At 38.4% G+C, this 24267-nt stretch carries 23 protein-coding genes; 1 reads left to right on the plus strand and 22 read right to left on the minus strand.

All coding sequences use genetic code 11. From position 1 onward, the window contains the following. Nucleotides 1–3: 3 nt before the first annotated feature. The 19 genes from nuoK to AC6H33_RS09675 all read right to left on the minus strand — a co-directional run bounded on the left by nuoK (nucleotide 4) and on the right by AC6H33_RS09675 (nucleotide 20277). Nucleotides 4–312, minus strand: coding sequence for an NADH-quinone oxidoreductase subunit NuoK (nuoK, locus tag AC6H33_RS09585; protein ID WP_497604661.1), 309 nt, complete (start codon nucleotides 310–312; stop codon nucleotides 4–6). Next, a complete protein-coding gene (locus tag AC6H33_RS09590) occupies nucleotides 309–881 on the minus strand; it encodes an NADH-quinone oxidoreductase subunit J (protein ID WP_497604662.1) in 573 nt (190 codons plus the stop codon). Before AC6H33_RS09590 ends, nuoK begins: the two co-directional genes overlap by 4 nt. An 11-nt stretch (nucleotides 882–892) precedes the next feature. Next, entirely contained in the window at nucleotides 893–1528 is a 636-nt protein-coding gene (nuoI, locus tag AC6H33_RS09595) for an NADH-quinone oxidoreductase subunit NuoI (RefSeq protein ID WP_497604663.1), read from the minus strand. A gap of 9 nt (nucleotides 1529–1537) precedes the next feature. Then, complete coding sequence (gene nuoH, locus AC6H33_RS09600; RefSeq protein WP_497604664.1) at nucleotides 1538–2524, minus strand: NADH-quinone oxidoreductase subunit NuoH; 987 nt, start codon at nucleotides 2522–2524, stop codon at nucleotides 1538–1540. Between the two features lie 3 nt (nucleotides 2525–2527). After that, on the minus strand, nucleotides 2528–5014 hold the full coding sequence (locus AC6H33_RS09605) for an NADH-quinone oxidoreductase subunit G (RefSeq protein ID WP_497604665.1): 2487 nt from the start codon (nucleotides 5012–5014) through the stop codon (nucleotides 2528–2530). After that, nucleotides 5014–7257: an NADH-quinone oxidoreductase subunit G gene (locus AC6H33_RS09610; RefSeq protein ID WP_497604666.1), complete on the minus strand. Its 2244-nt coding sequence runs from the start codon at nucleotides 7255–7257 to the stop codon at nucleotides 5014–5016. The genes AC6H33_RS09605 and AC6H33_RS09610 overlap by 1 nt, the downstream gene beginning before the upstream one ends. A gap of 13 nt (nucleotides 7258–7270) precedes the next feature. After that, nucleotides 7271–9304, minus strand: a complete 2034-nt coding sequence (locus tag AC6H33_RS09615) for an FAD-dependent oxidoreductase (RefSeq protein WP_497604667.1) — start codon at nucleotides 9302–9304, stop codon at nucleotides 7271–7273. Between the two features lie 14 nt (nucleotides 9305–9318). Next, nucleotides 9319–9540, minus strand: coding sequence for an NADH-ubiquinone oxidoreductase subunit E family protein (locus AC6H33_RS09620; RefSeq protein WP_497604668.1), 222 nt, complete (start codon nucleotides 9538–9540; stop codon nucleotides 9319–9321). Next, nucleotides 9540–10778, minus strand: coding sequence for an NADH dehydrogenase (quinone) subunit D (gene nuoD, locus AC6H33_RS09625; protein WP_497604669.1), 1239 nt, complete (start codon nucleotides 10776–10778; stop codon nucleotides 9540–9542). Before nuoD ends, AC6H33_RS09620 begins: the two co-directional genes overlap by 1 nt. Nucleotides 10779–10786: 8 nt before the next feature. Then, nucleotides 10787–11593, minus strand: coding sequence for an NADH-quinone oxidoreductase subunit C (locus AC6H33_RS09630; RefSeq protein ID WP_497604670.1), 807 nt, complete (start codon nucleotides 11591–11593; stop codon nucleotides 10787–10789). After that, nucleotides 11593–12102, minus strand: coding sequence for a NuoB/complex I 20 kDa subunit family protein (locus AC6H33_RS09635; RefSeq protein ID WP_497604671.1), 510 nt, complete (start codon nucleotides 12100–12102; stop codon nucleotides 11593–11595). Before AC6H33_RS09635 ends, AC6H33_RS09630 begins: the two co-directional genes overlap by 1 nt. Further along, nucleotides 12084–12473 carry an NAD(P)H-quinone oxidoreductase subunit 3 gene (locus AC6H33_RS09640; protein ID WP_497604672.1) on the minus strand — a complete coding sequence of 130 codons (390 nt, stop codon included), beginning with the start codon at nucleotides 12471–12473 and terminating at the stop codon, nucleotides 12084–12086. Before AC6H33_RS09640 ends, AC6H33_RS09635 begins: the two co-directional genes overlap by 19 nt. Nucleotides 12474–12727: 254 nt before the next feature. Continuing rightward, the gene (gene olsF, locus AC6H33_RS09645; RefSeq protein WP_497604673.1) at nucleotides 12728–14443 is read right to left on the minus strand and encodes a bifunctional ornithine lipid synthase OlsF; all 1716 of its coding nucleotides are present in this window, start codon (nucleotides 14441–14443) and stop codon (nucleotides 12728–12730) included. Between the two features lies 1 nt (nucleotide 14444). Next, entirely contained in the window at nucleotides 14445–14624 is a 180-nt protein-coding gene (locus AC6H33_RS09650) for a hypothetical protein (protein WP_497604674.1), read from the minus strand. 328 nt (nucleotides 14625–14952) lie between these two features. Continuing rightward, nucleotides 14953–16158, minus strand: coding sequence for an ATP-binding protein (locus tag AC6H33_RS09655; protein WP_497604675.1), 1206 nt, complete (start codon nucleotides 16156–16158; stop codon nucleotides 14953–14955). A gap of 315 nt (nucleotides 16159–16473) precedes the next feature. Next, the gene (locus tag AC6H33_RS09660) at nucleotides 16474–17271 is read right to left on the minus strand and encodes an Lcl C-terminal domain-containing protein (protein WP_497604676.1); all 798 of its coding nucleotides are present in this window, start codon (nucleotides 17269–17271) and stop codon (nucleotides 16474–16476) included. Beyond that, nucleotides 17268–17693 carry a KH domain-containing protein gene (locus AC6H33_RS09665; protein ID WP_497604677.1) on the minus strand — a complete coding sequence of 142 codons (426 nt, stop codon included), beginning with the start codon at nucleotides 17691–17693 and terminating at the stop codon, nucleotides 17268–17270. Before AC6H33_RS09665 ends, AC6H33_RS09660 begins: the two co-directional genes overlap by 4 nt. A 277-nt stretch (nucleotides 17694–17970) precedes the next feature. Next, nucleotides 17971–18210, minus strand: a complete 240-nt coding sequence (locus AC6H33_RS09670; RefSeq protein WP_497604678.1) for a hypothetical protein — start codon at nucleotides 18208–18210, stop codon at nucleotides 17971–17973. 81 nt (nucleotides 18211–18291) lie between these two features. Next, complete coding sequence (locus AC6H33_RS09675; RefSeq protein ID WP_497604679.1) at nucleotides 18292–20277, minus strand: hypothetical protein; 1986 nt, start codon at nucleotides 20275–20277, stop codon at nucleotides 18292–18294. Nucleotides 20278–20384: 107 nt separating this feature from the next. Here AC6H33_RS09675 and AC6H33_RS09680 point away from each other — a divergent pair, with 107 nt between their 5' ends. Next, nucleotides 20385–22163 (plus strand): 7TM diverse intracellular signaling domain-containing protein, encoded by a 1779-nt coding sequence (locus AC6H33_RS09680; protein ID WP_497604680.1) that lies wholly within the window; start codon nucleotides 20385–20387, stop codon nucleotides 22161–22163. Here the strand turns inward: AC6H33_RS09680 and AC6H33_RS09685 are convergent. The 3 genes from AC6H33_RS09685 to AC6H33_RS09695 all read right to left on the minus strand — a co-directional run bounded on the left by AC6H33_RS09685 (nucleotide 22160) and on the right by AC6H33_RS09695 (nucleotide 24266). Beyond that, a complete protein-coding gene (locus tag AC6H33_RS09685) occupies nucleotides 22160–22816 on the minus strand; it encodes a response regulator (protein WP_497604681.1) in 657 nt (218 codons plus the stop codon). The genes AC6H33_RS09680 and AC6H33_RS09685 overlap by 4 nt on opposite strands. 79 nt (nucleotides 22817–22895) lie before the next feature. Continuing rightward, nucleotides 22896–23705, minus strand: coding sequence for a hypothetical protein (locus AC6H33_RS09690; RefSeq protein WP_497604682.1), 810 nt, complete (start codon nucleotides 23703–23705; stop codon nucleotides 22896–22898). Nucleotides 23706–23708: 3 nt separating this feature from the next. Continuing rightward, a complete protein-coding gene (locus AC6H33_RS09695) occupies nucleotides 23709–24266 on the minus strand; it encodes a YqiA/YcfP family alpha/beta fold hydrolase (protein ID WP_497604683.1) in 558 nt (185 codons plus the stop codon). Between the last annotated feature and the right edge of the window lies 1 nt (nucleotide 24267).

Genomic DNA, 24267 nt, shown 5'->3' on the forward strand with positions numbered 1-24267 from the left:
CTGTTATCCTCTCATACTTGACATATTATCTAGGTCAATATTGTTATGTTTTTTATGCCAAACAATTAAAAGCCCAAGCCCTACAGCAACCTCTGATGCAGCAATTGCTATCACAAAGAATGCGAACATTTGGCCAGTCAAATCACCATAATAGTGAGAGATTGCAGCAAAAGATATATTTACTGAATTCAGTAATATCTCCGTTGCAAAAAAGAGCATTAGTAGATTTTTTCTTCTCATAACACCAACTAAACCTATTGCAAAAAGTATAGTTGATAGTACAAGATAGTGATTTAATCCTATTTCCATCATGGGTGAACCTTTTTATCTTCTTCTTTCATTGTCATTAAGTCTGTATCGTTCATAAGAGTTAAAGATAAATCCATCTTCTTCCCTGCAAGAACGATTCCAGCAATCATCGCTACTAAAAGCATAACAGCGGCTACTTCAAAAGGCACTAGATACTTTGTAAAAAGAATCATACCAACCTCTTGAGTATTTCCAACACCTTCAGTCATTGGATAGATTGCTTCAATATTATTGCCAACGATTGGAGCAGCAACAATAACAACCACCATAAGTGCTGCTAAAGAGCTAAGTCCGATAACTATCGCTTTATTTCCTTGCTTCTCTTTTACCTCTCTTGTTGTGTCAAAGAACATCATACCAAAAGCATACAGAGCCATAACAGCTCCAGAGTAGACAACTATTTGGACTGCACCCAAAAAGTCAGCACCTAAGATAAAGAAAAACGCTGATATAAAAATCATTCCTGCTGCAAGTGCTGAGAGGGCATATAACGCTTGTGACGTTGTTACCGCAACATAGAACATTGCAATTGTTAAAAAAGCGAAAAGGTAAAATGCTATTGCTTCAAACATAACTAAACTCCTTAATAAGCTAGAGGTGTTTTTTTAACACGCTCATCTTCATGTGGTGTAATTGCACCAAAACCTTCAAACTCTATTTGAGTTCCTGCTCTCATCTTATCAAGAGGAGTAAGCATATCTTGGTACATTATAAAGTGCTCTCTTTGATCACTTGCATTCTCATACTCTCCACCATGCGTAATTGCAAGTTCAGGACAAACTTCAGCGCAATATCCACAAAAAATACAACGACCTAGATTGATACTGTATTCAGTTACCTCTTTACGAGAATTTTCATCTAATTTTGTATCAATTCTAATACAGTTACTTATACAAATCTTCTCACAAAGTCCACATCCGATACATCTCTCTGTATCTGATTCCCAAAGTCTTTTCATCTCATGAACAGCTCTGTATCTTGGACCTATTGGCATCTTTTCAAGAGGATACTGAATCGTGTGAATATCAAATCTTATCATCTCACGAAGCACTACCCAAAGACCAACAAATAGTTCGCCTCTAATCGCTCGCTTTAGTGTTCTTGTAAATTTCCCCCATCCATCAGTTGGATAAGGAGCAATGTCTACCATATAGTAATCGCTACTTAGTTCAGTTACATTTCTATCCGTAAAATGTTGTTCAATATGTTCATTATGCATCTCTACCCCTTACATCATTACAATAGCAGTGATAAGTATGTTTAGTACTGCTATTGGCATTAAAACTTTCCAGCATAACCACATCAATTGATCTGGTCTTACATCTGGCCAAGCCGCTCTTGTCCACAAGAAGAAGAAGAAGAAAAATGCAACTTTTCCAAGTAAGCCCAGTGCTCCCAAAAAGCTTCCATCACCATATCCACCTAAGAAAAGGATAGCAATTACAAAAGAGATAAAGAACATGTTTGCATACTCACCGATGAAGAAAAGTCCCCATCTCATACCAGAATACTCTGTTCCAAATCCATCAATAATCTCATGGTCATTTGCTATTAAGTGGAATGGTGTTCTACCTGTCTCAGCAAAAGCTGCTATCCAAAAAAGGACAAACGCAACAGGTTGAGTCCACACTATCCAGCTTGTTATTCCAGCTGATTGATACTCATTAAAATCAATTAACGATAAAGAACCAACCATCATAATAGGTGCTAAAATAGATAAACCAGTTACAACCTCATAAGAGATAAATACAGCAGCTCCACGAGCAGCAGAGATAAGTGAGAACTTATTTGCAGAAGCCATACCACCAAGAAGAGGACCATAAAGACCAACCCCCATTATTCCAAGTATATATAATATACCGATATTAACATCTGCTACAATTGGATGAACTTCATATCCAAAAATTGTAAAAGATGGCAAAAATGGAATAGCAGCCGCAGCCATAAATGCTGTTGCTGCTGTAATTACAGGTGCAATCTTAAAGATTCTTCCAACAACATTTGTAGGAACAATATCCTCTTTTGTAAAGAGCTTGATACCATCAGCTGCAACTTGTAAGAGTCCAAAAGGACCTACATTTACAGGTCCAAGACGGCGTTGCATAAACGCAAGAACTTTTCTCTCAAAATAAGTACCAATCCCAGCTAATGCTGAGAATATAAGTAAAATAACAACGATTTTTATTATCGTCTCTATAAAATATGACGCTTCCATATATTACACCTTTTCAATCGAAGCTGTTGCAAAGCGGTATGAGCTAAACAGTGCCTCTGAGTTTAATTTAGAATCAAATGTCGGCAGAACTATAATATCTCCGCTTATTTTGTTATCACTAACTATTTTTGCTACAAGTTCACCGCTTACACTCTTAACTCTCACGGTATCTCCTTCATTAAAATCAGATTTAGCCAAGAACTCTTCACTCATATAGACACCGCTTACCTCATCAAGGTTTGTAGTTTTATATGTAAATGGAGTGAACTGTCTAACTGGATTCGCTAGATAAATCAGAGTTCCCTCAAGTTTTGTATCACTAAATTTCTCTACACTCTCATCACCGCTTCTCTCAACTGCAACATTATTAAGCAGGTATCCACGACACTCTGTTCCATCATTCTCATAATGATTTGGTAACTCATCAAAATCTTTTGAGATAAATCCACTTTTTGTTGGAAGCATTTTTGTATATTCTATAACATTCTCTGCGCTAAAACCTAAAGCATTTGCTATATCATTTAGCTCATATCCGTTATAACCGATAGCCGCATTTGTCGGGTTTACTCTTTTGTTTATACTTGTTAGAGTTCCCTCTTGTTGATTAATAGAAGGCATATCTAAATCTCCATCGCCTAAAGCCGATAGCGTAAAGTCCGCTTTAGTGTTATAGCCGATAGTATAAGAGCCTACTTCATCATCAAGTTCACAAATAAGTGCAACACCCAGAGAGTTTGTGAGCGCAGGAATCATTGTTACTTCAAATGCACTGTACTTTTCTATCAACGCCAACAAACGAGCAAGATTTTTAGCATTTGGATGTGTGTATAAGTCTGGTCCAGCTAATAGAGAGAAACTATCTTTTTTAGCCAAGTTTTTCTCTAAGCTCTCCATAAAGTTATCATCAGCTCCAAGTATCTCTAAGAGACGATTTTCATCAACTTCAACCTCTTTAGAGATTTTCTTAGGAACCATTTTTTTCTTCTCTTCTTCAACCTCTTCTTCTTCGCCACTCTCTTCATTTTTCTTCATAACTTTAACTATTTCAGTAATCTCTTCTTTGATTATCTCTTCAACAGTTACAGTTTTTTTTGAGTGGAATGATGTCAAGTACTCTACTATCTCAGATGGGAGCTTCTCTTTATCTGCAAATAGATCAAGGATTAGGTAAAGAACAACCTCTTCTTGAAGCGGAGCATGATACATAGTCATTATGCTCTTGCCAAGCCCCTCAATTACTGGGTCTTTTAGAGGATGAAAATATAATCCAGCACCTTTGTTTACAGTCATAGAGTTGTTTAGTGCATATCGCGCATTTGGGTTATCGCTCTTTAGAGCTGTTCCAACTGAGATAACAAAGTTTACATTATGCGTTGCTTCTAAGTCATATCCATAAAGTTTAGTTCCGCTAATTTCGCTGTAACTGTTTAAGAACGTTTGAAGCGCTTTTGCCTCTTTGTTTACAAGTTTATAGCCAAACTTCTCTTTAAGAGCTTGAAGAAGGTAAGCTTCTTCGTTTGTAATAGTTGAACTGAATTTGAGACTGTCCGCTTTTTTAAATGCTTCTATAGCTTTTTTAAATGCTGCTTCATCTTTAGCGTCCACCACATTTTGATAGTCAAAGCCATATCTTCCAGCACCGCAAAGTGAAACATAGTTCCACTCATTCATAACACGATAAATTTTTGCTTCTGTATTATCAATACTTGTATGTTTTACATCATAGCTTATCTGACATCCAGCAGAACAGTGTCCACAAGTTGCAGGAATCTGTTTTAATTCCCAAGCGTTTGATTTGTATATAAAGTGTGTGTCAACAAGAGCGCCAACAGGACAAACAGCAGCACACTCGCCACAACTTGTACAATCAAGCATCTCTTCGCCACTCGTAAGCCCAATAAGAGATTTGTTAAGTTTGTTCCACATCGCATAAGCGTCTTTTGGCATACTCTCTTTATATTCAGCTTCAAGTGCATCAGCACCGCGCGCAACTGTTTTTAGCGCGTTATCGCCTATCATGTCTTTACATGCAGTTACACATCTCTCACAAACTATACATAAACCTGGGTTGTAGTGAATATGTCCCCAATCTATATCGCTTCTATCTACATCTTTAACTGCATAATGCTGTGCATCAACGCCCATTTCTAAAGTGTAGTTTTGAAGTTCACACTCTCCTGATTGATCACAAACACCGCACTCAAGAGGATGATTTACATCATATACTTCCATGATAGCACGGCGTTCTTTAATAATATTTTCAGTCGAAGTAACAACACTCATGCCCTCTTTAGACTTTGCATTACATGCATATACCTGTTTGCCATCAGCTTCAACCAAACATAGTCTACACGCAAGTGTAGGACTACATCTAGTTAGGTAACAGATAGCTGGTATAAAGATATCATTGGCACGAGCAGCATTTAAAATATATTCGCCCTCTTGAGTCTCTATCTCTTTTCCATCAATGTTTATTGTAATTTTACTCATTACACTACTCTCACTATTTTGGATTTTTCAAATCTGTATCTACTAGCATCTACACTAATATCAAATGTAGGATTTAGAGCTACAGTTCCTTTTAATTCACTATCTAATTTAAACTCTCTTGTAACCTTTGTAGAGCCATAGCTTATCTCAACTCTATCGCCATCACTTATCTTAGCAGCAACCGCAAACTGCGCAGAACCTCTTAAGAAGCTCTCTTTAGGGAGTTGTGTAGTTTTTGCCGTATAGTTGTTAAACTGAAGCACTGGGTCACACTGATAGATAATTGTTCCATTAAATTCAGGCATATCATCAAGCTCTTGGATTTTGCCATCAGCTCTGCACTCAACTTCATCAAGTATATAACCTCTGTTATCCTCTCCAAGAGGAGATAAAAAGTTCTCTAAATCATCAAACGCTACACCTTTAAATCCAACACTTCTGTTTAACTCTTTGGTGTAGTCTATCGTCTCATCTTTAACTATATCAAATGCTTTTGCAATATCATTGAGAGTATATCCATCAAAAGTAAGCGCAACATTTGTAGGAAGCACTCTATTGTCTATACTAACAAATGTTCCCTCTTGCTGGTTAAGCGCCGCAATAGCCAAATCCGCACCTTCAAGTGAAGAGATAACAAAAGAACCTTTTGCGTTATAACCAATAACATCAGATATATTTTCATCAACATCCAAAGAGTTTATAAGTGAGGCGCCAAGAGTATTTACCTCACGTGGAACAACAACTAAAGAGAAATCACTATACTTTTCAATAAGCGCTGCTAATTTTGCGATATTGCTTGAGCGCTCATGAGCAATAAGATCATTTCCTATAACAAGAGTACGTCTAGTCGCTCTTGCAAAAGATTTTATCATCTGCGAGAACTCTTCTTCGCCGATATTTGTCTCAGCATAGATATATCCCAAGTCCAACTCATCAAAAAATGCTCTCTCATCATCATCTAATTGCGCATCACTTAAAAGAGCATTTGCCAAAAGTGCCATTACGCCCTCTTCAGTGCCTACTTCATGCTTCATCATCTGAGTTATAACATTTTGCATCAAAGTATCTTCCATTGGATGCATATATACTATCTTTGCACCATTATGCTTTGAAGCTGTTGTAAGCGCATATCTAACACCTGGATTATCGGTTGCGATTCTGCTTCCAATTACCACAACTGCATCTGATTGTTTTATAGCATCAAGAGAGCCGCTATGGTGAAGTTTTCCACTTACAGAGCTGTATGAGCGCATAAATGAAGCGAACTTTCTTGCATCCTCATTGAAGAGTTTTATCCCAAGTTTTGCTTTTAAAAGCTCCAATATATGAGCCTCTTCGTTTGTTATCATAGAAGAGAAGCGAATTGCTTTTGCACCTTTTATTGCTTCTATGGCTTTATTAAATGCACTTTCGTCTCGCTTAGCCTTGTTGTCAAAGTCAAAACCAAAGCGCCCTGCTCCACAAAGAGATGTAAATTCAAAGTTATTTTTCACTCTGTACAATTCATCATCTCCATTTATAGAGCTGTGTCTTGTCTCATACTCTAATGGGCATCCAGCTGAACAGTGAGCACATGTTGAAGGTACACGAGAGAGTTCCCACGCATTTGCTCTGTATCTAAAACTACTACTTGTAAGTGCTCCAACTGGGCAAACTGCGATACACTCTCCACAGAAAGTACAATCTAGCAGTTCAGAATTTTTTGGGATTATAACAGAGCTATAACCACCAAACTTCACTTCAATAGCATCATCTCCGATAACCTCATTACATACGTGTACACACTTTTCACACATAATACATAGTGATGCTTCATAATCTATGAGCCCCCAATGTTTTATCGGGCGGAGTTGATCACGAGCTGAGAAGTCTTGATGACCTACATTAAACTCTAAAGTTTTGTTTTGAAGGTCACAATCTCCAGATTTGTCACAAACACCGCACTCTAATGGATGATTTACATCATAGAGCTTCATGATGTTTACTCTCTCATGATTTAGCGCTGCACTTTCTGTTGTTATCTCTACCCCTTCAACTGGTGGTGTGTTACAACTAAGCACAAATCCATCCATACCACTAGCTTCTACAACACACATACGACAAGATGCACATGGAGAAGTTTTAGATATATAACACATAGTAGGGATATAGATGCCGTTCTTACGAGCAACATTTAAGATAGTCTCGCCTTTAGAAGCAACAACTGAGACGCCATTAATTTTAAAATTAATCTCTTTTTTCATCTCATCCATCCTCTTACGCCTGTACCATTGCTATATAATAACAACGCATACAGCGTTCAGCTTCGCTCATAGCCTCTTCTTGCGTGAAGCCTAAGTTTACCTCTTTGTTGTTATATTTTCTATCTTCAACTTCAAGTACTTCACTATGTTGTCTTGGAACTCCAGCAAGCCAACCAGTCACTTTCTCTTTCTTATCATAAACTCTTAGCTTTCTTAAATGATCTTCCATAATCTCATCATCACTTAGAGTTATCTCACCGCTTTGAACATATCTAGCCATAACAGAGGCTGCTCTTTTTGCCTGACCAACTGCATTTACAATTGTCATAGGGCCATATTCACAATCCCCTGAAGCAAAAATGCCTTTTCTTGAAGTCATATAATCCTTGCCGTTTGTCTTGATAGTAGCCCAAGAAGTCTTCTCAATCTCCCACTCCTCAGGAAGAAGTTTCAAGTCAGCTGATTGAGAAACTGCAGGTATAAGATAATCTGCTTCGATTACATAAGAAGCGCCCTCGATTTTAACAAGTTCTGCACGTCCTCCATTTGGATCTGGTACTAGCTCAAACTTATCTACTAGAAGTGATTTTAAAATATCATTTTCATCTCTCATCTCTGCTACTGCTGAGTGAAATAAAAATTCAACACCCTCTTCAACCGCTTCGTGGTACTCTTCATAAGTTGTATTTTTAATAATTGTTTTTTCATCTCTACGATAAATCATATAAACTTTTTTAGCGTTTGCACGTATAGCACATCTTACAACGTCCATAGATGTAAAACCGCCACCAACACAAACAAGCGTTTTTCCAGTTAAATCAACATAAGGAGTAGTTAAGAGATTTTCCTCTTGTTCCTCTTTGGAAATAGTGTAACCATACTTCTCATAAAGGTTTACTTTGTCCAAAAAGTCGATTGCACCCCAATAACCATAAATTTCAGGTCTCTCATTGTCACAATAAACTTTTTTAGAGATTCTTGTTCCTGTTGCAACCATAACAGCATCATATTCACTCTCAAATCTTCTCATATCATCAGCGTTAATCTTGCTATTTACTATAAAATTAACACCCATATCTTTTACACATTCGATATCTTTGTTGTATTTATCAATTGGCATCCTGTACTCAGGAACACCAACAGCAACCTCTCCGCCAAGGACTGGAAGCTCTTCATATACATCAACTTCAACACCCTCAGCTCCAAGATAATAAGCTGTTGTAAGCCCAGCAGGACCTGCACCAATAACAGCAACTCTCTTGCCATTATTAGGTTTTTTCTCCATAGGATGAAAAAAGTCATAACCGTGATCAGTCTCCCAATCAGCTCCAAGACGCTTCAAAGCCATAATCGAGATAGGCTCATCAAGGTTTGTTCTTCGACAGGCATCTTCGCAAGGGTGTGGACAAACACGACCGCAAACATGTGCCAGAGGCATTGTTTGGCGAGTTGCCATAAGTGAATCATCCATTCTAAGGTCACGAACTCCCTCAATATATGCAGGAATATCTACATGTGATGGGCAAGCATCTGTACAAGGCGCAGTTATTTTAGCGATATATGCGATAGATTCGCTATAGTGGATTGATGGTTTTTGCTCATTAATGCACTCTAAAAAAACATGCTCAAAATGTGTCATCAAGTCAAGAATAGGGTTTGGAACAGTTTTTCCAATCTCACATTTTGAAGTGATTTGCATACTTTTACCAATCTCTCTTAGGTGGTCTAAATCTGCTACACTGCCTTCACCACGAGCTATTTTGTCAAGCTGATCATATAGGATTCTGCCACCCCAGCGTCCAGGCGCACATCTTCCACACGCTTCAGAGTACTCTTGATATTGTGCTGCGTACTCCATAGCCAAACGGATAACATCTACATCTTTATCAAAAAGTGCAACGCCATCCCAGCCAATGAAGGCTTTTGATTCACGGTGACTATCGTATTGTGCTGGTAGGTTGTAAGCTGACTCTTTCCACTCCTCTATCGGCGTGTTGATGTTGTTTACAAACTCACCGTTCCAAGTAGAAAAATATACTTTGCTCAAAATTCAAATCCTATCTATTTTTTTGTAACGATAGTCCAGTCGACTTCGTTGAACTTTAAAGAGTTAAGCAACTCATATCCGCACTCTTTTACTAAATCAGCTGATTTTTGAATAGGAGAAAAGTCTCCAATTTCAAATAAAAAGATTGCAACTTCTCCAGCTTTGTGAGTTCCCAAAATCTCTTTCATTCTAGGTTCAAAACCATCTTTTAAATGTCTTAAATCATATCTTTTCATTATCTATCAACCTCACCAAAAACTATATTTGTAGTACCGATAATCGATACAACATCTGGGATATAATGCCCTGGCAAAAGATCCGTTAAAATCCCTGTGTGCCAAAATGATGGTGCACGCAGTTTTAGTCTATATGGGTATGGTCCGCCTTGAGAATTGATATAGAAACCTAACTCACCTTTTGGTGATTCAGTAGCCACATAAACCTCGCCAACAGGCGGTCTCATACCTTGAGTAACTAAAACAAAGTGTTGCATCAAAGAGTAGTTTTGCGTCATAATATCTAGCTTTGAAGCAGATACATATTTTGGAGCATGAGCCATAAGTTCTGTCTGAGCATCTTTTACACATTTATCATACATATCAATTGTTTGATAAAGAATCTTTGCGGACTCTCTCATCTCTTCCATATAGATACGGTATCTTGCAAAGTTATCGCCCTTGTCTGAGTAAGGAACTCTAAACTCAACTTCATCGTAGAGCTCATATGGTTCTTCCTTACGTAAATCCCAAGCAACACCACTAGCTCTAAGCATAGGGCCTGTACAACCCCAAGATAATGCCATCTCTTTTGAAATAGTTCCTACCTCTTCCATTCTCATTAACCAGATACGGTTAGTGTCAAGAAGGTCTTCATAATCTTTAATATTTGCAGGAAGTTTATCTAGGAATGTTTTTAGCTGTGCTATAAAAGTATCTTGAATATCTAGCGGAACTCCACCAATACGAATAGCAGCATGTGTAAGTCTAGCCCCACAGTAACCTTCGATGATGTCCATTAGATACTCTCTCTCACGGAATGCGAAAAGGAAAACAGTCATAGCTCCGATATCAAGCGCCGTTGTTGCCAACCAGAAAAGGTGGCTCATAAGACGGTTAATCTCAAGAAGCATCATACGGATAACTTTTGCACGGCGAGGCACTTCTAATCCTATCAATTTCTCAACTGCTAGGGCAAAGCCATAGTTGTTTGAAGATGATGCGATGTAGTCCATACGGTCTGTCGTAGGCATAAATTCATTATAAATCATGTTTTCAGCCATTTTCTCCATACCGCGGTGAAGATAACCGATATCTGGATGAGCTTTTACTATCATCTCTTGTTGAAGATGAAGCATAAGACGAAGCTGTCCGTGAGCAGATGGATGCTGAGGACCGAAGTTTAGAATCATCTCATTATCTTCTCTATCAAAAGTGATATTTTCAAAAAACGGGTTTAATCTATTTTTTACTTGCATATTACAACCTATCTTTGAGGATCGTCAACAACGACCGAATCTTTTTTATCAAATTTCTTAATCATAAACACGCCACCCTCTTCTTGGTAGTTCTCTTCATTTTTAGGCTCATCTCCAGTAATAACACTCCCCTTTGGAACCTCATACCCAAGTCGTGCAAATCTCTCGCTGTCATATCTGTCAACTTTTGCAGTATCACGAAGTTCAGGCCCGATAATATCACGTGCCTCTTTCCCGTAGATTTTATCAACTTCATACCAAGCCGCAAACTCATCGCCTTGCAGAGGATAAGTTTTTAAAAGCGGATGTCCTTGCCAATCGTATGGCATAAGGATTCTCTTCATAAACGGATGTCCGTTTGCCTCTATGCCAAACATATCAAACATCTCTCTCTCAGACCAATCAGCAGAGCGGAAAAGTTTCTCAACACTATTTACAGCATCACCTTTGTTGATAAACATCTTTATACGAATACGCTTACGCTTATTCATACTAAGCATCTGATAAAAAACTTCAAATCCGCCTTTTGTAGCCAACCAATCAATCGCGCTCATCTCTGAGAGTTGCGTGTATTGGCACTCATCTCTTAAAAGTTCTAGTACTTTATAGTTATCGGCAGGATTTATAAAAACAACCATCTGCTCTACTTGAATATATGCGTCAAGAACTTCAACTTTAGCTTTTATAGCTTCCAAGTCATGAGCAAAAACTTCATCGCTCTCTACAGGAGATTTTGGAACTTGAGGAGATACGTAAAATCTATCTGTATAGTAAGCTTTTGCTTGTACATCATCTTTAGGTTTATAAGCTCTCATTACATCAACCTTTTAGCTACTTGCGCACGAGACGCTTTGTTTGCACGAATTTTTTTCTGTAGTAGCATTACGCCATACTGAAGAGTTTCAGGACGTGGAGCACACCCTGGAAGATACAAATCAACAGGTATGATTCTATCAACACCTTGAACAGTTGCATAGGTGTTAAACATACCGCCAGTATTTGCGCATGAACCCATAGATATAACCCATTTTGGTTCAGTCATCTGGTCATAAAGTCTTTTGATAAACTCAGCATGTTTTTTAGTCAATGTTCCAGCAACTATCATAACATCCGCTTGGCGAGGAGATGCTCTAAAAATCGTTCCAAATCTGTCAAAGTCATATCTTGAAGCACCACTTGCCATCATCTCAATACCACAACAAGCAAGACCATAAGTCAAAGCCCAGATTGAGTTTGAGCGACCCCAGTTTACAATCTTGTCAATACTTGTAAGTGCAACTGGCAAACCGCCGTTTTGTGTATAATTTATTTTATGTTGTGCCATTCTAGCGCTCCTTTTTTCCATGCGTAAACAAAACCGATAGTTAAAAGCAGTATAAACATTAACATCTCAGCAAAACCAAACCATCCAAGTAGTTTAAAATCAACAGCCCATGGGAACATGAAGACAATCTCTACATCAAAAAGTAAAAATAGTAGCGCAAATAGATAAAATTGCGGGGAGATTCTATTTGGTTGTTTTGTGACCTCTGGCCCACACTCATAAACTGACAATTTGATTTTTTCATTACTCTTAGCCGCTAACGCACGACTCGCTAAACGAGCGATAATCGTTGTCATCGTAAATGCACCAAATGTTAAAAGAAATAGTACAAATACCCCAAAATACGGATTTGAAGTCACTACATGCTCCATATAACCTACCTTTGCTATTATAATTGTTTTAAAACGTATAAAAACGCAAGTCGTTTAACTCAAATATTTATACATGTTTTTAGAGAAAACAGTTACGTGGATTGTAGCAAAAAGAGTATTAAATAAAAGTTTATGATCAAATTTGAGAGAATTGTTGTTACGAAACACTACACATTATTTTAAGTATTTGGAGCAAGTGCGTAAAAGAGAAACACTTTTAAGAGCTATTCACTCCAAAGTTCTCTTTTGTAACACTATCTTTCCAGATAGCGTTGCTGTTTTTGTTTTTTTATTTTATCGATAGCCACGACTAAAAATCCATCTATGCAGTTTTCAAAATGTTTGTCTCTGCCAAAATCGATAAATTCAACGCCACCATCTTCACAAAGTTCGCTGTACTGCTTATATAACGTTGGAACAACATAACCCATAAGAGAGAGCTCACGCTTGAGAATAACCAAATCTTTTGCGTAATCATTTTTAAAAAAGAGTTCATCAAACTTCCGTTTCTTTGATTCTGCAAGAGTGTAACTCTCACGATGCTCAACGCTTTTGTATTTTGGGCTAAAGTAGTTTTTATAAAAATAAATTAAAAGTGCAATTGCTTCATCGCTATAGGTATTTGGGATACTAACTGCTCCAAACATATATTTGATATCACGGTTGACTCTAAGATATGCTCCGATACCCTGCCAGAGGTAATCAAGCGCTCTTGAGTTCCAGTATTTGGGTTGGACAAAACTGCGTCCTAGCTCTATAGAAGAGGCAAGGCAGGGGTCAAACTCCTCTTTAAAATCAAAAAGTGTTGAAGTGTAAAGGCCATCAACACCGTACGCTTCCACCATTTCGCTTGATTTTACAATCCTGTAAGAGCCTACTATCTCCAAATCTTTCTCATCCCAGAGGATAATATGCTCATAGCAGTAGTCAAAATCATCTACATCTCTCTGTTTTCCGCTACCCTCTTTTACCTGACGAAAGCTTATCTCTCGCAGACGCCCAATCTCTTTTATAAGTACGTTCTCATCGGCATTTGCATATATATAAATCTTTTTGCCATCTGTCGTCTCGCCAATCTCTTTGGCATTTTCAAGCTCTTTTTTTATCTCTTGTCTGTTTTGCGCAAGGGCTATACCGTTGTATGTTTTAAAGATACCTTTCTCTTTTTTTGCAACTTTATAGAAATGTTTACGTAGAAGTTTCACTCTGTTGTTGATGTCGATATTTGGGGCATAGTAGCTCTCATAAGGGATGCTTTTACCGATGTGAAACGCTATGTTTTTGTTATAGTATTTAAACATCTCATGCGGGATAGTTGCGGTCGCCAAAGATTTGTTTATCATAGAGAGAAGATAGAAAGTTTTTGAGTTTTTTGCATCTATATATATGGGAAGTATGGGTGATTCTGTATTTTGTGCAACGGTTAAAAATCCCTTTTTCCATTTTGTATCTTTTATGCCGTTTGGTCTGGCACGGCTTACTTCCCCAGATGGAAATATGATAACTGCCTGCTCTTTGTTAAGCGCATCGTAGATGGCATTTACGGACTCTCTTTGGAGTTTGCCTTTGACATTTTCGATGGGGATAAGGATGGAGTCGAGATTTTTAAATTCGCTCAAAAAATTTGAAGCTACTATCTTGACATCTTTGCGAATCTCTTTGATGACATTTAAGAGTGCGAGTGAATCAAGCGCACCAAGCGGGTGGTTTGCTATGATAACGACTCTTCCATAAGAAGGAATTCTTAAGAGCTGGTTTTTGTTGATGGTGATGTCGATACTAAAGTACTCAAGCACGAACTCTATAAAATCAAACGCATCAAGATGTCTATTTTTCTTCAAAACATCATTAATCTCATTTTCATGAAAAATATTTTTAAATAGTGCAATAACACCCTGACGAAACAAAGATGGCATCTTTGCAAAAGAGGGGTAGTTATGGTTAAAATAGTTCTCTACACTTACAGCCATTTTACGCCACCATGTAGATACAAACAAGTTCTCTTGCAACGTCCTCTGGGCTTATCTTGCCATCATCGTAAGCACTCTCCACATACGCCCACTCATCGTTGAGCATCTCTTGTGCTTCCTCTTTTTTCAAATTGTAGTGTTTTGTCAATCTTGTAAAAACGTGCGTAAAAAAAGTTTCCATATAAATCCCTCTTGGTATTTTAAATATGTGAAATTTTGCTCCATAATTATTACAAATCCATTACTGATGGGTTACGGCAATATTACGAATTTTGATACATTATTGAAAAAAAGAGTACGCCCAAATTCTAAAAAAAGATAAAGGTTCACACAAGCTCCTCTGTCATGTATGAACCACAAGCGATGCTTATGGCAAAGAGTTCCATGGAGACCCCAACGAAAGAGCCAATACTCATAAGCATTAACGCTACTCAAAGTTTCATCATAATCCCTTGATTTAAAATCTTCTAAAATTATCTGCAAAAAAATAGTATTTTATTTTCTTCTATTTAATATAAAAACCCAAATAGCCAAAGTGGAATTTTATTTTTAAATCCCATTTCTATCTCATCCGCAGCTATAAAACTGTTTTGTATATCTTTGATTTGCTCAAAACTTTTGTTTTTCCCACCAATCTCTACCGTGTACTTCTCATCTACTAAAAAGTCTCCTCTATCTACATAATAAAGCGAACTTTTGACACTTACTTGTGAAGCAAAAAAACTCTCTCTTATAGTGCCTATCTTTGGTTCCATGCATAAACTCGAGAAAAGAGTTGTATTGGCAAGATAAAGCTTATCCGGTTTTTGAAGTGATTTAAACCTTTTGCCCTCAAAAACTACATGTCTAAGAAGTTCAGCTTTATGAAGCAACTCTATATATTTATATAAAGTAACCTTTGAAGTACCCACTTTTTGTGCAAGTGCTTCCACGCTTAACTCTAGTGGATTTGAAACACAAATGGAAGTTAGTAGTTTGCGAAGTACTATAATTTTTTCTCCGCTTATATTATAAAGTGAGCCTAAATCCGCGTATAAAATAGTATTGATAGTATCGAGTACCATTTGTGTATAGTTTTGCTTGTTTTCAAAGTAAAATGGATATGCCCCGATTTTTAAGTACTCCTCAAAGTGTTTGAGGACTTTTTCATCGCCAAGTTCTTGTAAAATTGTGTTGGCAATGTCACTATGATTTGAGATGATATCTTCTAAAGTGTAGCTTTGAAGTGTTGTATGTAAACTCAGCTCCAAATACTCTTTAAATGAGAGTATTGGTAAGTGATGCATAGCGTAGCGTCTTGCAAATGAGGGGTTTGTTAGTTTGATAGCACTAGAGCCTGAAAAAAGCACTTTGATATCTAAAAAATCATAAATACCCTTAAGCTCTTGCTCAAAGTTTAGGGCTTCATGTACCTCATCTATCAAGATACATTTTCCCCCATACTTGCTAAACTCTTGTGTCAGCTCAAAAAGTGAGACTCCCGCCAAGAGTGGATGGTCACACGAGATATAAAGCAGTTCATCACTTTTGAGTTTAAAAGAAGTAGCAAGTTGCAACAAAAGCGTAGTTTTTCCAACACCTCTTGAACCATAAATACCGCTAAATTTTGAGTTACCATGAACCATCACATCAAACAAAAAACGGTGATACGACTCTTTTTGATTTTGTATTTTTTGATGAGAAAGTTCAAAAAGATTATTTAAAAGGTTTTTCAATTTTTACTCCAAATAGTAAAACTAATTAAACGATTATAGCATTAAGTAGGTTAAATTGATATTTTCAAAAACATCAAAAAGACCTGCCGTATCACATTTTTGCTTGATAAATTCATTTTCATCAGGAATCACTTCACCGTAAAAAAGTCCATCAGACAATACCGATAGATAGCATTTTAGTAGTCGATATAGTTTTCTTCCCTTTTGGGGTGTTTGGATTACAATATATCTCTTCGGCGCTACGCTCTTTAGATTTGTTCATTATCTTACTCTTTGCTTGCACAAGCACCTCATTTCAAAGGATACCATGAGTTTCTAGTTACACGATTTCCAGTTGTTGTACTGATCCCAAAGAATCGACCCTTTGTAAATATCAACACCTTGATAGCTTCTCATCACTTTTGGGTCTGCAATGCGAATCTGGATACGGTCACCGCTTTTACCTTCAACAAATGCCGATACTTCATACGAATCACAACCAAAAAGACCGCATGTCTCCATCTTGTTACAAACTTTATCGCCGATATTTTTCGGAAGATTATAAAGCCTGTTTATACTTTCTTGCTCTTGGGCTCTACGCTTTTGTTCTTCTAAATCTTTTTTTGGAGAAATTTTATCTATATTTTCTTGACTCACTTTTAGTTTGTCTCTATTTTTCAAAATAACCAAATCATCAAAGTTTAGTTGTCCAGCTCTAACACAACGCACACGAGCGCCAAGTTTTGCACTATCCACAGAATTGCTCCCAAAATAGAAAATGGTAATCCACATAGCGTTCGCCCATTCTGAGGATGTAGTAGAAGACTTATAACCACTAGATTTGAGGTTCTGTATTCCGTCTATCACATAAGGTTCTCTTGATTTTGTATTATCAAGGAGTGTCGTAAGCTCATAGATATTTGGCAATCTCCAATCACTATATCCACTTAGAGTTAGATTTTCACAATAAGCTTTTGCTCTATCCTGATTTTCTATCATTTCTTTTGCATTAACATCATCCTGCCACATTAAACCTGTTGCACTATCGGTTGCGAGACCATTTTTACTTACGATTTCAGCATTAAGCGTTAAAACAAGACCAATTAAACCAGCTACTATTAACCATAGTTTCATTTTGCTTCCTTATGATTTTTTATACTTTCTGAGATTTTTTCAATTTTCTTTGTTAATGACTCATTGTTTGTTTTTATATATCTCGCTAAAGCAGGATAATCATTTACAAGTTTGTTTACATATGATTTCCAAACAGTCTTTACATCATCTGGCAATAAATCCAGTTGAAGCACAATCTGTTCAATAAAATCAGCATACATTTCTAAAATTATAATTCCTTGAACTCCGTGTTTTGTGTCTAATAAATACTCCAGAGATTTAGGATGCTCAAACATTCTAGTATAGAGCTGATCCACTGCATCATTTTTGTTTTGAGTTTTCATCTCTTCGATTTGCCCCAAAGCTTTTGATGCAATCATTGCTAATATTATTGTAACAACAAGCATACCTACATTTGCACCCGCACTTATCCACTCAACCATATTTAACTCCTTGTTTACATTACTAGTTACACACGCTCTTGCTTCTTTTACAAATATCGCTATTTTAACCTACACCACTGTGATGATTTACAAACATTTAAAAATATCTATGTTTAAGTGTATGCAAAATGGTAAAAAGTAACATTTTTTGTATATTGCTAAATTTGCAACTATTTATAAACATCTCCTCTAAAGCCTATATCTTCGATAATCGCTTCATCGTTGATAACTTACACAACAATCCTTATATTATCTTTTCATAATCTCTCTGTTGCTGCTATTTCTTGCATTCGCTGATAGCTACTTGAGCGGCATGTTTTTTATCGCCGTTTAGCAATCTGACCGTACCGTAATTTCGACCTTTTGCACAAAGTACTTTCCAGCCGTATGAATACTCTAAATCCGCTATTTTTGAATTGCCATAATACACGCTGTCGCCTTGCAAAGTATATTCATCTGCATACACGAATGAAACCATCATCGCTGTTGCGATCACTCCTAAAACCATATTTTTCATCTATCTTTCCTTATGTAAATTTGCCCTAGATTTTCCTTGCAGTCGGGCTTGTTGCAAGGAAGTTTATTTTTTTACTTTTTTTTAAAACCCTACAGTATAGTTCACTCCGCCCCAGAATTGTGGGTCGGCGCCTTTTGTTGCGCTGTTTAGTGTTAGCGTAAATCTTCCTATGTCAAATATGCTCTCAACGCCAACGGTTGCTCTCATCCAGTTTTGGTCGTAGTTTTGAGCGTTCATAGTAAATGCCTGTAAACCGATTAGTTCTCCACTGATGCTACTTGCTTGAGCGTCTTTGCGGTGGATACCCTCTAAAGTAGTAATGATTTTGTTGTTTTCATTGAGTTTAAAGTTGGAGTCAAAACCGTAGCGGTAATCGGTAATACTCTCGTTGTTGGCATCAAAATGGGCAGGAAATCCTCCGCTTGTTTCGGTGTAGGCGTCTGTTTTGATTTTGGCATGGTTGTACTCTACATAAGGAAGAAGCCACTCTTGGAGTGCGTGCCACTGAAGTCTTGCTTTAAAAGCTTGGATGCTCTGGTTGGCGTTGGCATAAGAGGCATCAAGCGTTCCCGCATTTTCATAGCCTCTTTTTAAGTCCAAATCATTTTTTCCGTAAAGATATGTAAGTGTTGCATACAGCGGGATTGAAACGGGGAGCTTTATGTCTGTGTCAAGTGCTACATAGTAACCCTCTGCCTCATTTTTACCATCATACAAAAGGTCGCTCTCTCCAGTGCTTCTTCCATAGGCTATGGAGTATTTTATATCTTTGTTGTAGCTGTATCCTACTCCGACTTCGGCGAGATAAAAGTCATCTTTTGAATCATATCTGTTGTCGTGTGCATAGTCTCCTGCAAGCCACATAAAGTACTTGTCGTCTATGGCTCTGTTGGCTCCAGGGTGTCCGTGCGCTCCGTGCAGTGCCGTTTGTGCCAAAAGCTCCCCTTGCGTAGCGATGTTGCTCACACTTGCCAAAGAGTTTGCAAGTGTGTTAAGCCCCAAAAGTCCGCTTCCTCCTCGTGCTATAAATGCTTCTATGCCATTGACTGAGACACCTTGTCCAACTACTACATTCCCATCGGCACTTACGCCTAACGCTGCAGTATTGCTCCAATCTGTAAGGGTATAGCCACCCTCTAATAGCCATTCGCCTAAAGACTGCATCCCTTTTTCTTCTGTCCAGCGAAATGCTTCATACCCATTGGCTGAGTCACTTTCTCCAACTACTACACTTCCATCTGCATTAACTCCAAAAGCCTGACTATAAAAACCTCCACCAGCCAAATCCCCAAGTCCCAGCATACCGCCAGATTGTGTCCAGCGAAATGCTTCATATCCATTAGCGGATTCACCTTCTCCAACAACTACACTTCCATCTGCATTGACCGCACGCGCCCGACTATAAAAATCTCCACCAGCCAAATCTCCAAGCCCCGCCATGCCATCAGCTTGTGTCCAGCGAAATGCTTCCCGTCCATTAGCGGAGTCGCTATCTCCAACTATTACGCTTCCATCTGCACTTACACCATACGCGATACTATCAAAACCTCCGCCAGCCAAATCCCCAAGACCTACCATACCATCAGCTTCTGTCCAGCGAAATGCTTCGTCACCATTAGCTGATTCACCTTCTCCAACTACTACACTTCCATCTGCATTGACCGCATATGCCTGACTATTAAAACCTCCACCAGCCAAATCCCCAAGACCGACCATACCGCCAGATTGTGTCCAGCGAAATGCTTCATATCCATTAGCTGAGCTACTATCTCCAACTATTACGCTTCCATCAGCACTAATACCATGAGTCCAGCTGTAATATTCACCACCAGCCAAATCCCCAAGACCGACCATACCATCAGCTTCTGTCCAGCGAAATGCTTGGCTCCCATCAGTGAAATTACTTGACCCAGCTACTACGCTTCCATCGGCACTCACACCACTTGCATGACTATAATATGCGCCTCCAGTCAAATCCCCCAACCCGTCCATAGATGCGGCAACAAGATGAGAAGATATGAGTATCAACGATGCCGCCATGGAAATCTGCAATCTGTTTTTTTTCATATTTTTATCCTTTAAACTCTTTTTTTTAGTCTAAAGCATCATCGTTATATTTAGCGTTATATTTTGTAATTTTTAGTTTTTTATAAAAAAATTGCTACTATTACGGTATGAAATTTGAAACTCGACTCTTTTGCTCACTGCTGTTGTCTCTTTTTTTAGGCTTTTTTGCCAATGCAAAAACTATCGACATTTACCCCAATGAGGCGGATGTTTCACTGCTTGAAAACTCTGAGGTTTTTATAGACAAAGGTGCGAAACAGACCATTGATGCACTGCTTTTGCATCCTGAACACTTTAGCGCATTTACACACTCCTGCATCAACAACGGTTATACGACAAACGAAGCTCTATGGGTGCGCTTTAGCCTCAAAAACAGTTCCGACAAACCTATAGAGAGGGTGCTTCACATCGACAACCCCATACTTGACTCTATTACTCTTTACTCATCCGATGGAAGCACTCAAAGTGCGGGTTTGTTGTCTCTTCCTATATTTGAGGGGATTTTGGATTTTTATTTTCCTGTTGTGTTGCAGCCCAACAGCTCACAGAGTTATCATCTAAGAGTGCTCTCCAACTCATGCAGTACCAACTTTCATCTGCATCTAAGCACAAAAGATATAGTGTGGCAAAAATCGCTCACGCAACAGCTGATTCAAGGTGCCTCTCTTGCCGCATTGGCTACGCTTATCATCTACAATCTGATTCTGTTTTTGTTTACACTAGAGAGAGTTTATCTTTTTTATGTGCTTGCCACTTTTTTTATCACTTACAATCATATCTCCTACACGGGGATGAATATGCATCTGTTTGGGCTTTTTTACACCGCGCAAGAGCTACTAGACATAATTAAAACAGATGCATATCTTGGCATTTACTACATCGGGTTTGCTCTTATATTTACCTTATTGTTTGTGCGTGAGTTTATGTCAATCAAAGAGTATGCCAAAATTGATTTGATGCTCAAAATACAAATCGCCATCGCTGTTTTACTTATGCTTCTCTCCTGTGATGCGTTTTATCTTCTTGATATGCTTATTTATGCAGGACTGTTTGCTACGGCTTTTATCTTCTGTGTCGCACTCTTTCTTTTTATAAAAAAGCACGAAAACAGTCTCTACTTTTTGATAGGCTGGGGCGTTAATGCACTTGGTCAATTTTTCTTTTTGCTCTACAACATGGGGATTTATCTCAGCGATGGCGACTACTGGTACTTTTATGAGATTTCCATCACATTTGAAGCGCTGCTTTTCTCCACTGTTCTTGCTAAAAAGCTAAACCATACAAAAGCACTTACTGTGGCGCTTAACACCAAACAACTCCTCATCCGAGAACTTCACCATCGGGTCAAAAATAATCTTCAGTTTATAGTCTCGCTCTATCGCCTCAAACTCAAAAAACACCTCTTGCCAGAGGGGCGTATCCTACTCAAAGAGGCGGAACAAAACATCCTCTCTATCGGGAAGATTCATGAGATACTTTATGCACAGCAAAACCTTTCTCATCTTGAAGCATCTCCATATATTCACGATTTGGTAGACGAAATCCAAAAAAGCTTTACCGCTCAAAATATAACCGTATCGGTCAAAGGAGAAGTACCTATCAGAATCGAACAAGCGCTCTATTGCGGTATTATCATCAATGAGCTTGTCACCAACGCTATGAAGTACGCATTTGAGGGCAAAGGCGGACATATCGTTATCTCTCTGGCTCAAGATGAGAGAGAGATTGTTTTGTCTCTGTGCGATAACGGCAAAGGGTTTGACTATGATGCTTGTGAACATTCGTTTGGATTGAGCTTGATTCGCAGACTTGTTGAAGAGGAGCTAAGGGGAACGATGAGCGTAAAAACAGATAAAGGAAGCTGTTTTACTCTGAGATGGAGTTAATCAAGCATATAACCACCGTATTTGACGCTTTGAAACGATAGCTTTTCCACCTTTGCTCTAAGACGGTGAAAAAGTTGTCGGCGTGAAGTGTCGCTCACACTCTGATTGCACCAGACGACTTCATCTATATAGGCAAATGGAACTATACGTCCGCGTGAATGAAGCAGCAGTAAAAAAAGCTGATGCTCTTTGGCGGTAAGAAGTATCGGCTCATTACGATAAAACAGCTGCTGCATCTTCAAATCATATCTGTACTCCGCACCGATTTCTATCGGGAGTTGTCGCGCTTTGATTTTTAGAGCGCACAGCTTTAGCCCTGCTATGAGCTCATCTTCGTTGAACGGTTTTAGCAAGTACCCTGAAAAATTAACTTGGGCGGCACGTTCAAGTGTTGCCTTATCGTGATATGAAGTGAGAAACAAAACAGGAGTAAGATATAGTGTTTGAAGCATTTTTGCAGTTTCAATACCATCCGCCGAACCTTTTATCTCAATATCGGATATAACAAGATGAATCGGGTGCTTATCGGCTAACTTTAGAGCGGAGGGCATATCAGAGACAATATACCCGACAAAATCCTCCATCTCATCGACGATACTTTTAACGTCCATTGCAATAATTGGATTATCTTCAATTATCAATACATTTAACATCTGCACTCTCTTAGCTTGAAATGAGAAAAGTATAACTTAGAAGCGTTATATTTTGCGTTATATTGTATTTATACAAGACTCAACTAACAAGATTATCCATCTCTTTCTCTCTCTTCTCTATCTCATGAGGTACGATAAAAAAGTGCATAAGCGTGTACATTATCGCTGTAAAGATGAGTAAAATAGCTCCCGTCTCGCTCCAGCCGTTTACTGGTATATCTTCACAACAAAAGCGCCCTAAAAAGTAAGCCGTGCCAAAGGTGGTGATATAGAGCAGGTAGAGTTTTCTGGCGATGGGTGTTATGGTTTGTAGGGCTTTTTGGATGAGTGAAAGAGATTTTTCTTCCAGCGGGAGAACTTGAGAAGAGAGTTCTAAAAACACCACCTTGTCTGAGATGGAGTTGAGATTTATGCGCTCTTTTGTCTCTTGCGCTATAAACTCTAAACCTCTTTTGTCGTGGCTTTGGAGGATTTTTTCTACTTTGATGGGGGTTTTATTTGGGTACTCCAAAAACATATCGCCCTCTTTTATAACGATGCCAAAAACATCTAAAGTCGCAAAGCGCACCTCACACCCCTCTTCAAATGCCTTGCGCAGGATCTTTGCTCTGTAAGCTGCGATGGCAAAAGAGAGGAGATAGACACTCTTATACTTAGCCTCTTTGTTGCTGTCTATCTCTATGCGGTAGGGCTTCTCTACGTCTAAAAATGTAACAGTAACTAGCAGTGAAGTTCCCTGATAGACGCTGTTTGTATAGTGGCTTGTTTCACTATGGTAGTGTGAAGTTATGTCGCTAAATAGATATTTTATGTCATCGTCATAGAAAAATTCATCACTGTTTTCATGGATAATGGCTCGTTTTTTAAGAGTATCTCTGCCTATAAACATTCATCAATTCTCAAAAAACTTTTCTATCTCTTCAAAGTGTCTCTCTATGCCCTCAAAACCGTGGTTACCGCCCTCTTCTACGACTATTTTACATCCCTCAAGCTTTGTCAGAGCGTCCTGTGGGTTTAAAAGCTCATCGCCTTTTTGCAGTAAAAGAAAGAGTTTTTCTCTCTGAAGCTCTTTTGTCTCATAGTTTTTCAGTATCTCAAGATGAGTTTCACACCACTTGTAGCAGCTCTCATCATAAAAATTCGGAGCATAACCCACCGCTCTTTGCAAAGTACTCCAAGGTGTAATGGATGGGTTGATAACCACAGCTTTTTTCACAAACTTTTTTTGAGAAAGATAGAGCGTGTAAAATCCTCCAAGCGATGCACCGATAAGAAAAACATCCTCTTTGTAGGAGTCTATAAGCTCATCAAGCGTTTTTATGGCAAGTTCTGGGTTATAAGAGAGCGTGGGGGCTATAAATCCTACGCCTTTAGCTCTAAAATGTTCTCTAAATGCCCGTGCCTTATTTCCCTCGCCGCTTCCGCCAAAACCGTGTATGTAGATTATCATT

The organism is Sulfurimonas limnophila (genome assembly GCF_059705345.1).